Source organism: Dyella sp. OK004 (assembly GCF_900114495.1).
Classification (GTDB): Bacteria; Pseudomonadota; Gammaproteobacteria; order Xanthomonadales; family Rhodanobacteraceae; genus Dyella_D.
This window is the reverse complement of the sequence record NZ_FOZI01000004.1, coordinates 309497-324493: the sequence shown is the minus strand read 5'-3', so window position 1 is coordinate 324493 and position 14997 is coordinate 309497. Positions and strand designations below refer to the sequence as shown.

7 protein-coding genes are annotated in these 14997 nt (G+C 65.0%); 3 read left to right on the top strand and 4 right to left on the bottom strand.

Annotation, left to right across the window (positions count from 1 at the left end; genetic code table 11):
- Window positions 1-130: 130 nt before the first annotated feature.
- Entirely contained in the window at window positions 131-1543 is a 1413-nt protein-coding gene (locus tag BM338_RS17585; protein WP_090453160.1) for an FAD-dependent oxidoreductase, read from the bottom strand.
- Window positions 1540-5985, bottom strand: a complete 4446-nt coding sequence (gene gltB / locus BM338_RS17580; protein ID WP_090453158.1) for a glutamate synthase large subunit — start codon at window positions 5983-5985, stop codon at window positions 1540-1542. Before gltB ends, BM338_RS17585 begins: the two co-directional genes overlap by 4 nt.
- A gap of 397 nt (window positions 5986-6382) precedes the next feature.
- Between gltB and BM338_RS17575 the strand changes: the two genes are divergently transcribed.
- Window positions 6383-8665: a TonB-dependent receptor gene (locus BM338_RS17575; RefSeq protein ID WP_255367355.1), complete on the top strand. Its 2283-nt coding sequence runs from the start codon at window positions 6383-6385 to the stop codon at window positions 8663-8665.
- 19 nt (window positions 8666-8684) lie between these two features.
- Entirely contained in the window at window positions 8685-9446 is a 762-nt protein-coding gene (locus BM338_RS17570) for a phosphatase PAP2 family protein (RefSeq protein WP_090453156.1), read from the top strand.
- Between the two features lie 425 nt (window positions 9447-9871).
- On the opposite strand, the gene BM338_RS17565 is transcribed toward BM338_RS17570, so the two are convergent.
- Both BM338_RS17565 and BM338_RS17560 read right to left on the bottom strand, forming a co-directional pair.
- Window positions 9872-11239, bottom strand: a complete 1368-nt coding sequence (locus BM338_RS17565; RefSeq protein ID WP_090453153.1) for a S41 family peptidase — start codon at window positions 11237-11239, stop codon at window positions 9872-9874.
- Between the two features lie 385 nt (window positions 11240-11624).
- Window positions 11625-12827 carry a murein hydrolase activator EnvC family protein gene (locus tag BM338_RS17560; protein ID WP_090453151.1) on the bottom strand — a complete coding sequence of 401 codons (1203 nt, stop codon included), beginning with the start codon at window positions 12825-12827 and terminating at the stop codon, window positions 11625-11627.
- A 112-nt stretch (window positions 12828-12939) separates the two neighbouring features.
- Between BM338_RS17560 and BM338_RS17555 the strand changes: the two genes are divergently transcribed.
- A complete protein-coding gene (locus BM338_RS17555) occupies window positions 12940-14991 on the top strand; it encodes a TonB-dependent receptor (protein WP_090453147.1) in 2052 nt (683 codons plus the stop codon).
- Window positions 14992-14997 lie beyond the last annotated feature (6 nt).

Sequence of the window (14997 nt, the reverse complement as noted above, 5' to 3'; positions counted from 1 at the left end):
GCTGCATTCCACGCTTTACGAGGACCGTCATAAGGGCACGTACGCCGAGGGCGTCTCTACGTACTTTTTACACGCCGCGCCTGAAATCGGCAGCACGCCGCCTTCCGCAAGTGGAAAGGCGGCGCCTTGATTACGCCAGCAAAAGGCTGGCGATCGAGCCTGCGGCCTCGCGGCCGTCATACACCGCGCGCACCACCAAGTCGGCGCCGCGCACGTTGTCGCCACCCGCGAAGATGCGCGGGTGACTGGTCTGCAGTGGCAACGCACCGTTGACGCCGGTGGCGACTTTGCCAGACCGCTCCAGCGCCACGCCGTGCGAACGCAACCAGTCCGGCGGACTCGGCAGGAAACCAAACGATTGGATCACCACGTCGGCTTCGATCTCGTACTCGGTGCCTTCGACGTTCTGCGGGCGCGCACGGCCATCGCCGCTGTCGACCAATGCAGTCTCGACGACACGCACCGCGCGAACTTTGCCATCCGCATCGCCGAGAATTTCCAGCGGCTGACGCTGGAACAGGAACTCCACGCCTTCCTCGCGGCTGTACTTCACCTCGCGCGCGGAACCCGGCATGTTCGCTTCGTCGCGGCGATACACGCAGGTAACGGAAGTCGCGCCCAGGCGGATGGCTGTGCGGTTGCAGTCCATGCCGGTATCGCCACCGCCGAGCACCACCACGCGCTTGCCGCGAAAGTCGAAGGCATGCGGCACCGGCTCGTCGCGCAGCAAACGTTCGGTGTTTGCGATGAGGAACGGCAGGGCATCGTGCACGCCATGAAGCTCGCGCCCCGGCAGCTCGGCATCCACATAGGTATACGCGCCAGTGCCCACGAAGACAGCGTCGTAATCGTCCAGCAGCTGGCCGAACTCAACGTCACGGCCCACTTCATGACCGAGCAGGAAACGCACGCCCATGCCTTCGAGTACATCGCGGCGCGTGCGCACCACGCCCTTGTCCAGCTTGAACGGCGGAATGCCAAAGGTCAGCAGGCCGCCAATCTCTTCCTGGCGGTCGTAGACGTCAGCAGCGATGCCAGCGCGACGCAGACGATCCGCACAGGCGAGACCCGCCGGGCCCGCACCGATGATCGCCACCCGCTTGCCGGTTTCGCGCACCGCGGAAAGATCCGGACGCCAGCCCTGACGCAGCGCTTCGTCCGTCACCCAACGCTCAATGCTGCCGATGGTGACGGAGCCGAACGCCGTCTGCTCCAGCGTGCATGCGCCTTCGCACAAACGATCCTGCGGACACACACGGCCGCAGATTTCCGGCAGCGGATTGGTTTCGTGCATCAGGGTCGCCGCTTCCATGATGCGGCCGTCCTGCACCAGCTTCAGCCAGTTGGGGATGTAGTTGTGGACTGGGCAGGCGTGCTCGCAATACGGGTTGCCGCAATCGATGCAACGCTCCGCCTGGGTACCGGCCTGCGGCGAACCGAAATCGCCTGCGATCTCGCCATAGCCCAGCACGCGGATCGCCACTGGCACCGTGCGCGGGGTTTGTCGCTGGACGTTGAGGAACTGGAAGGTCTTGTCACTCATGCCGCGCTCCTCAGCTCTTCCGCCAGCGCGGAAAGGCTGGCCGCCTTCGGCTTCACCAGCCAGAACTTGTACTGCAGGCCGCGGAAGTCGCGCAGGATCTGCCGCCCCCAGTCGCTGCCGGTGAGTTCGACGTGACGCGCCACCAGGCCGCGCAGGTGCTGCATGTAGTGCTCCATGCCTTCCGGAGAGATACGCAGGATGTCGACCAACTCGTGGTTGTAGCAATCGACGAAATCGCGCTCGAGATCGAGCACATAGGCGAAGCCACCGGTCATGCCGGCACCGAAATTCAGGCCGACCTTGCCCAGTACCGCGACCACGCCGCCCGTCATGTATTCGCAGCAGTGATCGCCTGCGCCTTCCACCACTGCCAGCGCGCCAGAGTTGCGCACGGCGAAGCGTTCACCGGCGCGACCCGCCGCGAACAACTCACCATTGGTCGCGCCATACAGACAGGTGTTGCCGATGATCGCGGCATCCTGCGTGGCGAACGGCGAATCCAGCGGCGGACGCACCACGATGCGGCCACCGGCCATGCCCTTGCCGACGCCGTCGTTGGCTTCGCCGGTAAGGTCGATATGCACGCCACCGGCATTCCACGCACCCAGGCTCTGTCCGGCCGCGCCTTCGAGGCGCAACACGATGGGGTTTGCATCCATGCCGTGATCACCATGGCGGCGGGCCACGTCACCGGAAAGACGCGCGCCGATCGCACGATCGGTATTGACGATGGGATAGCTGAAGATACCGCCACTGCCCGTCGCCACCGCTTCGCGGGTATCGCGCTCGATACGCATCGCCAGCGCCGCATCGTCGCGCATCGGGTTGCGCGGCAGGGTGCAGGCGGAGTCCACACTCGCACTCAGGCCGGAACCGTCGATCAGCGGCCGCAGGTCCAGCTTGTGCTGCACCGGAGTGGAACCTTCGACCTGCGCCAGCAGCTCGGTGCGGCCGATGATCTCCGCGAGACTGCGCACGCCCAGGCGCGCGAGATGCGCGCGCACGTCGTCCGCTATGAAGCGGAAGTAGTGCATCACCATCTCCGGCAGGCCGATGAAGTGCTCTTTGCGCAGCACCGGATGCTGGGTCGCTACGCCGGTGGCGCAGTTGTTGAGGTGACAGATGCGTAGGTATTTGCAGCCCAGCGCCACCATCGGGCCAGTGCCGAAACCGAAACTCTCGGCGCCGAGCAGGGCGGCCTTGATCACATCGAGGCCGGTCTTCAGGCCGCCGTCGGTCTGCAGACGCACGCGTCCGCGTAGATCGTTGCGGCGCAGCGTCTGCTGCGTTTCGGCAAGACCCAGCTCCCACGGTGTGCCGGCGTACTTGATCGAGGTGAGCGGGCTCGCACCGGTGCCGCCATCGTGGCCGCTTACGGTGATCAGATCCGCACCCGCCTTCACTACGCCTGCAGCTACGGTACCGACGCCGGCATGGCTCACCAGCTTCACCGACACCAGCGCCTGCGGATTCACTTCTTTCAAATCGTGGATCAGCTCGGCCAGATCTTCGATGGAATAAATGTCGTGATGCGGCGGTGGCGAAATCAGACCGATACCCGGCTTGGCATAACGCAGCCGCGCAATGGTGGCATCCACCTTGTGGCCGGGCAGCTGGCCGCCCTCGCCAGGCTTGGCGCCCTGCGCGATCTTGATCTGCAGCACTTCGGCATTGACCAGATAGGCCGGCGTGACGCCGAAGCGGCCAGAGGCGACCTGCTTGATCTTGGAGGTCTTCTCGGTGCCATAGCGTGCGGGATCTTCGCCGCCCTCACCCGAATTGCTGCGCGCGCCGAGGCGGTTCATGCCGATCGCGAGCGCTTCGTGCGCTTCCGGCGACAGCGCGCCGAGCGACATGCCGGCGGAATCGAAACGACGGAGGATGCTCTCCACCGATTCCACCTGATCCAGCGACAACGGCTGCTCCGCTTCGCGCGGCTGCAGCAGATCGCGCAGCGCGGAGGGCGGACGGTGGTCGACGAAATCGGCGTAGACGCGATAGTCCGACGCGTTGCCGGTGCGTACCGCCTTCTGCAGGCTGGCGATCACGTCGGGGTTGTACATGTGGTACTCGCCGCCGTGCACATACTTATAGAGGCCACCCGCACGCAGCGGCTGCGCCTCGTTCCACGCCTCGGCAGCGAGCAGGCGCTGGTCGTGCTCCAGTTCGGCGAAGCTGGCACCGCCGATGCGCGACGGCGTGCCGGGGAAGCACAGCGCCACCACGTCCGGCGCCAGCCCCACGATCTCGAACAACTGTGCACCGCGATAGCCCGCCACGGTGGAGATACCCATCTTGGACAGGATCTTCAGCAGGCCCTTGCGGATGCCGCGCCGGTAACTGCGGCCGATCTCGAAACGGTCGTCGGCGATATGCCCTTCGCGACCCAGCTCGAACAGGCTTTGGTAGGCCAGCCACGGATAGATCGCGGTGGCGCCGAAGCCGATCAGACAAGCGAACTGATGCGGATCGCGCGGCGTGGCCGTCTCCACCACGATATTGCACTGGCAGCGCAGACCTTCATCGATCAGAAACGCATGCACCGCGCCGGTAGCCAGCAGCGAATGGATCGGCAGCAGGCCACGTTCGGGATAGCGGTCACTGAGGAATACCAGCGCGCAACCTTCGCGCACGGCCTGCGCCACCTCGCGGCACAGCCGGCGCAGCGCCGCTTCCAGCCCTTCCTCCGACGCATACATCAGGTCGAAGCGCGGCGTGCTGACGAACTGTGGCATCGCCAGCAACTGACGCAGTTTGCGCTGGGACAGGATCGGCGAGTTGATCAGGATCTGCTTTGCGTTCTCCGCGCGCAGGTCGAACACATTGCCTTCGGCCCCGATCTGCGTCACCAGCGACATCACCAACTTTTCGCGCAACGGGTCAATCGGCGGATTGGTAACCTGTGCGAAGGCCTGGCGGAAGCGATCGAACAGTGGACGCACCTGGCGCGACATCGCGGCGATGGGTGTGTCGTCGCCCATCGAACCGGTCGCTTCCATCTCCAGCTCGGCCAGCGCCTTCAGCACCGACTCGCGCTCTTCGCGCGAGAGGCCATAGAGCTTCTGGTAACAGCGCAGCTGATCGGCCGGCAGCGGCTCGGCCGCCAGCGAGGGATCGATCAGGTCGGATTCGAGATAGCTGACACCGGCGCGCAGCCAGTCGCGATACGGCGCGCGGCGGCGGTTAATGTCGTCGATGTCGGCATCGCGCAGCAGGCGCTGATTGGCGAAGTCCACGGCGATCATCTCGCCCGGGGCCAGACGCCCCTTGGCGATGACGCGCGCGGAAGGCACATCCCACAGACCGGCTTCGGAAGCGACGATCAGGTGATTGTCTTCCGACAGCGCCCAGCGCGCCGGACGCAGGCCGTTGCGGTCCAGCGTGCACGCGGCGTAATGGCCGTCGCACATCACCAGGCCGGCGGGGCCGTCCCAGGGTTCGCTGTGCAGCGCGTAGTACTCATAGAACGCGGCGAGGTCTTCGTCGATGCCTTCGCGCGCAGCGAAGGCCGGCGGCACCAGCACGCGCATGGCGGCGATCAGATCCAGGCCGCCGGCGGTCAGCACCTCAAGCGCGTTGTCCAGGCTTTCCGAATCGGAGCCGGTCTGGCGCACCAGCGGCCCAAGATCCGACAGCTCCACCAGCGGCGAGCGCAGGATGGTTTCGCGCGCCTGCATCCAGCGCCGGTTGGCGCGGATGGTGTTGATCTCGCCGTTGTGCGCCAGCAGCCGGAACGGTTGGGCCAACCTCCACTGCGGCGTGGTGTTGGTGGAGAAACGCTGGTGGAACACCACCGCGTCCGCCACCAGCGCCGGATGCTGCAGATCGGGGTAGACGCTGCGCAGCTGCCCCGGTGCGGCCATGGCCTTGTAGCCGATCACCTGGGCCGACAAGGTCACCACATAGAAATGTTCTTCATCGGCCAGCGCGGTTTCGGCGCGACGGCGGGCGCGAAACAGTGCGCGCTCAAAATCGTCGTCGCTGCTTCCCTCGGCCGCATCCACGAACACTTGGCGCACGCGCGGACGCGCGGCGGCGGCCAGCGGGCCGCAGGCTTCGGGATTCACGATGACGTCGCGCCAGCCCGCCACATGCAGGCCTTCTTCGCGCAGGAAGGCTTCCAGCGTGGCGGCAGCAAGCTCGCCACCTGCCGGATCGAGAAACACCAGACCCGCCGCAAAACGTTTGCTCAGTGACAGTCCGGCCTCGGCCGCCATCGCGGCGAGCCAGGCCTGTGGTTTGTGAATGAGTACGCCGCAGCCGTCGCCGCTCACGCCGTCGGCATTCACGCCGCCGCGGTGCGAAAGTTTGGCGAGTGCCGCGAAGGCGGTATCCACAACCCAACTGCTGGGACGGCCGTCGATCTGCGCTACCAGACCAAAGCCGCAACTGTCATGTTCAAACGCGGCGTCGTACAGCGCCGGTGTTCCTGCTCGAGCCATCTTGCCTCCCCGGCCGACGGATTTGCGGGACACGCAAGCCCAGCGGAGCCGGAGGCGCCACTGCCACATGCGTGGGTATGGCTTCGACTAGAACACAGTTGGTGCGCCGCGTCAAAGCGATTCGGACGGCTAAATAATGGGTGTCTTTTGTAACCATCGCCCGATGGGCCATACCAGTTGTCGCGCACCATCCGCGACGCAGCCGGGCCCCGATCCGCGCAATCTAAGCAACTACTAAGTGTCACGTGCCGCCTCGCATGAAACTGCGATATTTCATTTGGGCGGCCATACGGCCATACCAGTTTCTTTGCCACCGTCATCAAAGTGCCACGGAACCGTCAAGAAAGCCGCCCAGCATGCAGCGCTTTAACTCCTTCTCAACACACCGGCGCCCGACATGCCCAATCCGAACCGCAAGCTCCGCTCCCGCAGCGGCAAGATGGACCTACCTGCACTGAGCGCGCTCGCCGCAGGCATCCGCCTGCGCCGCCTGCCTGTGCAGCTGCTGTTCGCCGCCAGCTTCTGCATCGCCGGTGCCGCTGCCGCCACTGACACGCCGGTGACACCAGTGACGCCGGCGGCCACGACCGCTTCGGCCAAGCAGCTGGAAGAAGTGGAAGTCCATGCCAACACGGCGACCTCGGCCATCACCCAGGCGCCGACCCAGGCCGACCTGACCATCACCCAGCCGCAGTCGGTGATCGGGCTGGATTACATCAGCAACCACGTCGCACCCACCGCCGACTACGCCGCCATCGCCGGCATCGCGCCGGGCGTGTCCACCATCGGCCTCAGCGGCCCCGGTCTGGGCGAAGCCAAGCAGATGACCATCCGCGGCTTCAACGACAATCAGTACAACGTCACTTACGACGGCATCCCGTTCGGCGATACCAACGACTTCAGCCACCACACCAGCAGCTACTTCCCGGCCAAGATGATCGGCCAGGTGACGGTGGACCGCGGCCCGGGCGGTGCCAGCCAGATCGGCCAGGCTACCTTCGGCGGCACCGTGGCGCTGCGCTCCAAGGATGCGCGCGACGAGTTCTCGTTCATCCCGACGGTGAGCTACGGCAGCTACGACACCACGCTGACCCATCTCGAACTCAACAGCGGCCGCATCGACAGCCTTGGCGGCGGCAAGCTGATCGCCAGTGCGCAGTACAACGACACCGACACCTTCCGCACCAACTCGCCGATGAGCCGCAAGACCGGCTACATCAAGTATGTGCAGCCGGTGGGCAGCAGCACGGAAATTACCTTCCTCAGCAACTACAACTACATCCGCTTCAACAACCCGGACAAGACCGACCTCACCCAGCAGCAGATCGACACGCTGGGCCGCAACTTCGGCCTCAACCGCGACCGCACCAGCACCGACTGCTATTGCTACAACTACCAGACCAAGCAGACCGACCTGGAATACATCGGCGTCAGCAGCGCGCTGAGCGATACCTGGCAGCTGGACAACAAGCTCTACACCTACGCCTACAACAACGACAGCCACGAAAGCCCGTACGTCGGCACCGCCGCCGCCAAGACCAACCTGGGCGGCTACAACAAGATCAATAACTACCGCGCGTGGGGCGACACGCTGGAAACCACGCACACCGACGAACACGGCCAGCTGCGCCTGGGCGCCTGGTACGAATACATCGACAACACCCGCTACAGCGTGGCGCTGGACTACGGCCTGGGCGGCATCCACGACGTGAAGAAGGGCAAGCCGGACAGCAGCGCTTACAAGTACACGATGATCGACCGCCTGCGCACCACGCAGCTATATGCGGAATACGCCTGGCGCGTGACGGATCAGTTCACCCTGACGCCGGGCATCAAGTACGACCGCGCCACCCGCTATATCGACGCGCCGATCAACCAGACCACCAAGCTGCCGCTCTACTATCAGCAGACCTGGGACAAGCCGCTCGGCTCGCTCACTGCCAACTACATGCTCACCAGCGAGTGGAGCGTGTATGGCCAGGCAGCGCAGGGTTTCCTCACGCCCAACCTCAACCAGTTCTACGTGCCGAATCCGGGCGAGAATAAGGTCGCGCCGCAGAAGACCATGAACTACCAGTTCGGTACGGTCTACAAGACCGACCGCTTCAACGCCGACGCCGATGTGTTCTACATCGATTACCAGAACTTCCCGCTGACCGCGGTCGATCCGGTCACCCACGACCCGATCTACGCGATGGCCAAGGGCGCCACCATGCGCGGCGCCGAAGCCGAAGCGACCTACTACATGGGCGAGGGCGTGAGTCTTTACGCCAACGGCTCGCTGATCGACGCCAAGTTCAAGAACTCCAACCTGCGCATGCCCACCGTGCCGTCGGGCACCGCGGCCTTCGGCTTCCTTTACGACATCGACGGTTTCTTCGGTTCGCTGACCGAGAAGTACATCGGCGGCCAGCGTGTCTACAACAGCGACTTCAGCCCGGACGTTGCCTCGTCGGTAAAGGCCACTGGCCACAGCACCGGCTGGTGGCAGGCCGCGCTCAGCCTTGGCTACGGCCAGAACCTCAGCGGCTCGGTGATCAAGAGCTACAAGATCCGCCTGCAGGTCGACAACCTGTTCGACGAGCACAAGCAGGTGATCGACGCAATCAAGGGCACGACCCCGTACTACCTCGTGCTGCCAGGCCGCAGCTGGTTCGGCTCGATCTCCCTGGCCTTCTGATCTCGACAGGAACGTACTCATGAACATCTCGCCCCTGCGCCTCAAAAGCGCCCTGCTCGGCCTGACCCTGCTCGTCTCCGCAGCAGCCCACGCTGACGACACCCCGCGCTACCTCGACGACGCCAAACTGCACGAACTGCAGACCATCATCGCCCCGCCCTCCGTCCCCGGCTCGCCGGAAGACCGCGCCGACCGCGCCGTCACCGACCGCGCCTACGCCGCCGCCCGCGGCAAAGACGAAGCCGCACTGGCTAAGAAGGAAGAGGAATTCGACGCCTTCGCCTTCGCCCGCGTCCTCGGCCCCGGCTTCGACGCCAGCAAACTGCCGCACACCGCAGCTCTGTTCACCGAAGTGCAGAAAGAAACCGCCAAGGCTGTCAAAGAAGCCAAAAACCACTGGCAACGCGACCGCCCCTGCCCCCTCGACTCCTGCCACAAGGATCCTGAGGGCGACGAAAAGAACCTGAAGAAGAAAAGCTACGGCTATCCCAGCGGCCACAGCACCCGCGCCACCGTCTTCGCCGTCCTGCTCGGCAAACTCATGCCACAACGCACCGACGCCCTCGCTGGCTACGCACGTGATGTGGGTTGGCGCCGCGTAGTGCGCGGCGTGCACACACCGCAAGACATCTTTGCCGGGCGCGTGTTTGGTCAGGCCCTCGCAGCAGCGTTCCTTGCCAATCCGGCGCTGCAGAAAGATATGGAAGCCGCGGAAGCCGAATTGACAGCGGCCGGACTGACAGCACCGATGGGCGAAGCGAAAGCGGCGATGGTGCAGTAAGCAGAATGCGGGTTGAGTTGAGTCATTCGACTCAACCCGTAAAGTAGCAACGCGATCCCGAGCACCCACCCCTCACCCCAACCCTCTCCCCCGGAGGGGAGAGGGAGATGTTGCCAGTCGCAGAGGGCAGACGATCGGACCTTGAGGAAAATTGTCCCGACGTCTGACACTGGAAAAGGCGCAGCTACAGAGCGCACCGCCTGCTCTTCAGGCCATTTCTCTTTGGTTACTTTCTCTTTGGGCCAGCAAAGAGAAAGTGACCCGAGCCGCGGCAGCGGTTCGGAAGCCCGCGGCAGGCGAGCCAGGGCACGCAAACGCTACAACCGAAGCGCACCACTCTGGATTCCGGCCTGCGCCGGAATGACGAGGTAGGTGGATATGGCTCTAGACCGAACCCTCTCCCAGAAGGAGAGGGAGAAAAGAGCTTAGTGCTTGGAAGCGCCAGCCGCCCCCGGCGCCACCACCCCACCGCGATTAAGCGCCAACCCCTTCAACACATTAAGCGCCTGCGACAACGCATAGTCCTGCGTGGCCAACTTCGCATTCTCCGCACTGCCATCGTTATCGATGTCCTTCCCCTTGCCACCATCCTCATTGGCAAGGTGATTGCGCAGATCCGCTTCCGAAGCGATCAGGGTGGCCGAAGTGTCGGCCTTGTTCACCGCCAGATCCGCCAGCGCGATATCCGGCTTGATGCCCTCGGCCTGGATCGACGTGCCACTCGGCGTGTAATAACGCGCCGTGGTGATCTTCACCGCATGCTCCGCATCCAGCGGCAGCACCGTCTGCACCACGCCCTTGCCGAAGGTGCGGCGGCCGACGATCAGCGCACGGTGGTTGTCTTTCAGCGCACCGGCGACGATCTCCGCGGCGGAGGCCGTGCCGTTGTCCGCCAGCACCACCATCGGCGCGCCGTTGAGCAGGTCGCCGGGGTGCGCGGAGAAATTGAGGTTGGCGTCCTGCAAACGGCCCTTGGTGGTAACGATGGTGCCGCTGTCGAGGAAATCGTCGCTCACACCGACGGCGGCGGTAAGCAGGCCGCCGGGATTGGAACGCAGGTCGAGGATGGCGCCGCGCTGCGGGCCGTTCTTCTTGATCAGTTCGCTGAGCTTCTTGTCCAGATCAGCCGCGGTATCGTCCTGGAACTGACTGATGCGGATATAGGCGTAACCGGGTTCCAGCTCGCGTACTTTCACGCTGGTGACGGAGATGCGCTCGCGCACCAGGGTCATATCGATCGGTTTGTCGCTCTTTTCGTGCAGGATGGTGAGCACGATCTTGCTGCCTGGATCGCCGCGCAGTTTCTTGAACATCTCGTCGATGTTCTCCGGCTCCACCGCCTTGCCGTCTACCTTGATGATGGTGTCGCCGGGCTTGATGCCGGCACGCGAAGCCGGAGTGTCGTCAATCGGCGCGATGATGCGCAGGGTCCCGTCGACCTGCAGCACTTCGATGCCGAGGCCACCGTACTGGCCGGTGGTGTCCTCGCTCAATTCGGCGAGGCCTTCCTTGTCGAGGTATTCGCTATGCGGATCGAGGCCGGTGAGCATGCCGCTGATGGCGGCCTTCATCAGGGTCTTGTTGTCCACCTTCTCTACGTAGGCCTGGCGCACCATTTCGTAGACGCGGCTGAAGTTGCGGATGTCGTCGAGATCGACGGCGTCCGGCGCTTCGCTGGATGCGGCTTTGGCCGGCGCGGCGGGCTTGGCCGCACTGGCGGAGGGGGCCGTCTGGGCCTGCAGCATGGGCGCCGCCAGCAACAGGGCGATCAGACTCAGGGTGGGAAACCGCATGAACGTACTCCGGAAAAGCGAAAGGGCGCGCCGCGGTTGGACCGCCATGAAGCGCCGGAATTCAATGACAGGACGCTCCGAGCCATTCTACGCAGCCGTCATGATGTGTGGGAGGTCCGCAGGGTGTGGCGCGCGGCGACGGCAAGGCTGGCTGCCTTGCCTAGACGTGGGCCACACCCTGCGGACCTCCCACACATCACCCTGTCATTCAAATTCAATATTGTGAGGGCCGGCTCTGCCCGCCCACAGCTCCGCGGCGCGCTGACTAGGAAGACGGCCAGTCTGCCGTCGCCAACGCACCACGCATCTGCGGGCGGGCAGAGCCGGTGACGGCTGCGTAGAATGGCTCGGAGCGTCCTTAGCCTGCGGTGCCGGATGTGTGACGTCAACGTTGGCGGCTGAGCCAGCTGCGCGGGTCGACCGGCTTGTTGTTCTGGCGCAGCTCGAAGTAAACCCCGGTGTTGACGCCCGTGGGCGCTGCGGCGGTGCCTACGGACTGCCCCGCCTCAACCTGGTCGCCCACGCCGTGCAGCAGGCTTTCGTTGTTGCCGTACATGCTCATCCAGCCGCTGCCGTGGTTGAGGATCAGCAGCATGCCGTAGCCGCGCAGAAAGGCGGCGTAGACCACGCGGCCGCGCGCCACGGCGCGCACCTCGCTGCCGCCGTTGGCCTTGATCAGCACACCGTTGCCGTAGGTGTTGACTACGCCATTGGCCGGCCACGGCAGGTTGCCGCGAATATTTGCGCTGCCCTTGCCGGCCGGCGCGGTGGGCTCGGTCGGATTCGCCTTGGCCGCACGCGCGGCGGCCTTCGCCGCCTCGTCGATGGCCTTCTGCAGCTTGTCGACCAGGCTGTTGAGCGATTGCGCGTTCTGTTTCAGCGCGGCCAGGCGCTCGGCCTGGTCCTTGTATTGCGCGTCAGTCTGCGCCACCAGCTTGGCCTGGCTCGCGCGCTGCTGCTCCAACGCCTTGGTCTGTTGTTCGCGCTGCGTCTTGGTCGCCTGCAGTGCCTGCTGCTCGGTGGTGATCTTCGCTTCGAGATCCTGCAGATGGGCCAGATCGCCCATCAGCTTCTGCACGCGCTGCACACGGTCTTCCTGGAAGTACTTCGAGTAAGCCAGCGCACGGGCGACCCGTGCCACATCTTCGTCGCCCAGCAGCAGCCGCAGGTCCGAGCCACGACCCAGGGTATAGGTGGCGCGCAGCAGGTCGGCGATGGCGGCACGCTGGCCATCCAGATTCTTCTGCAGTTCGGCGCGCTGCTGCTGGAGCTTGTCCAGCTCACGCTGTTTGGCGGTCAGATCGCTATCGGTCTGCCGCACCGCGCGCGCGGCGCCGGCCACGGCGTTGGCCTGCTTGGATAGTTCAGCGCTGGCGCTGTCGCGCTTGGCGGCGGTTTCCGCCTGCTCCTTCGCCAGCGCTTCCATCTTGCTGCGCACGTCGGCGAGTTTCTTCTGCGCGTCGGCTTGTTCCGCTTTGGTCTTGGCGTCCTGCGCCATGGCGGGTACAGCGGCGAAACCCACAAGGAGGATCGCGGCACCGATCAGGCCGCGGACGCAACGACGGGCGGAATGCTGGTGTCTTGGCATCGGCCGATTATCCCTAAGAGCTTCTTTAAAGTCTCCGCTACCATCGAAAGCTCAGTCATCTATGGGACGGCGGATGAGCGCGGTCAGGGGCGGGACGATTGCGGTGGCATGCATGCTGTTCGCCGTCTCCGGCTGGGCGGCCGACACCACCCTGCCGGCGGTGCAGGTCAACGCCGTGCGGCTCGATATCCCCCCGTTCGATCTCCCTGCCTCACTCAGCGTGGTCACCGTGGCACCGGCGGATAGCGGCAAGCCGGGCGTGAATCTCTCGGAGGCCTTGATCGGCGTGCCCGGTGTACTGGCCCGCGACCGGCAGAACTATGCGCAGGACGAGCAGTTGTCGTTGCGCGGCTTCGGCGCGCGCTCCACGTTTGGCGTGCGCGGTGTGCGGCTGTATGCCGATGGCATTCCCGCCACCATGCCCGATGGCCAGGGACAGCTTTCGCATTTCAGCCTGGACGCGGCGGAACGGGTGGAAGTGCTGCGCGGGCCATTCTCCGCGCTGTACGGCAACGCCTCCGGCGGCGTGGTGCAGCTATGGAGTGCCGAGGGAAGTACCCCGGCGCAGACGCGGGTAGGCCTGTTCGCTGGCAGCAACGCGAGCATGCGGCTTGGCCTGTCGACGCGTGGTGCGGATGGCCCGTTCGACTACAACCTGGCTCTGTCGCATTTCCAGACCGCCGGCTATCGCGACCACAGCCGCGCGCAGCGGGAATCCGGCAACGCGCGGCTTGGTTTCGACCTGGGCAGGGCGGGACATCTCACGCTGGTATTCAGCACCCTGGCGCTGCCGCAGGCGCAGGATCCGCTTGGGCTGACCCGCGCCCAAGTCGCGGCCGATCCGCGGCAGGCACCCGCTGCGGCGGATCAATTCAATACGCGCAAGAGCGTGCACCAGACCCAGGGCGGCGCGGTCTATGAGTTCGCGCCGGATGGGCAGACGCAGTGGCGCGTGATGGCCTACTACGGCCAGCGCGGCGTGCAGCAGATGCTGTCTGTGCCGGTCGTCGCGCAGCGCAACCCACTCAACGCCGGTGGGGTGGTCGATCTCGACACCCGCTACGGCGGCCTCGACACGCGCTGGACTCGCCGCGCCACTTTCGCCGGTCGTCCGTTGGAGCTGGTGCTCGGGCTCAGTTACGACGATCAGGACCAGCATCGCCGCGGCTACGAGAACTTCGCCGGCAATGTGCTCGGCGTCACCGGCCGCCTGCGTCGCGATGAAGACGATCGCGTGTGGAATCTCGACCCTTACGCCCAGCTGTACTGGCACTTCGCTGCGCAGTGGTCGCTGCTCGCCGGGGTGCGGCATAGCGAGGTGCATTTCCGTTCGCGTGATCGCTACATCGCGCCGGGCAATCCCGACGACAGCGGACAGGTAAGCTACGGCGCCACCACGCCCGTGCTAGGCCTGCAGTACCGGCCTGGAGAAAAGCTGCGTTTCTACGCCAGCTACGGCGAAGGTTTTGAAACGCCGACATTCGCCGAGCTCGGCTATCGCGCCGATGGCGGCGCCGGCCTCGCCCTCAATCTGCGTCCTTCGCGCAGCCGGCAAGGCGAGCTCGGTGCGAATTGGCAGCCAGCTAGTGACTGGGAACTCGATACCGCCCTATTCCGCGCCGATAGCCGCAACGAACTGGCCGTTGCCGACAACACCGGCGGCCGTGCCAGCTATCGCAATATCGGGCGCAGCCGGCGACAGGGTATCGAGGCGTCGCTGCGCGGCGACCTCGGCGATGGCTGGCGGGTGCTACTTGGCGCGACGCATGTGCAGGCGCGCTTTCTCAGCAGCTTCCGCACCAGTAGCCCCACTGTCACCGTACCCGCCGGCTCGCGCATTCCCGGCGTGCCTGAAAACTACGGCTCGCTGCGCATCGAGCGCGGCAGCGCGCTGGGCTGGCGCATGGGTGTGGAATGGCAAGGCGTCGGCGCAATTCCTGTGGATGACCGCGACAGCGCACGCGCAGCCGGGTATCTGTTGACCGGTGTCGATCTTGGCTACGGCATCGATCTTGGCGCTACCCGCCTCCACCTCAGCGCACGCGTCGACAATCTTTTCGACCGCCATGTCATCGGCTCGGTCATCGTCAACGAATCCAACGGACGCTTCTACGAGCCGGCGCCAGGACGCAGCATGATGTTCGGCGCCCAACTGGAACTGTAGGAGCGC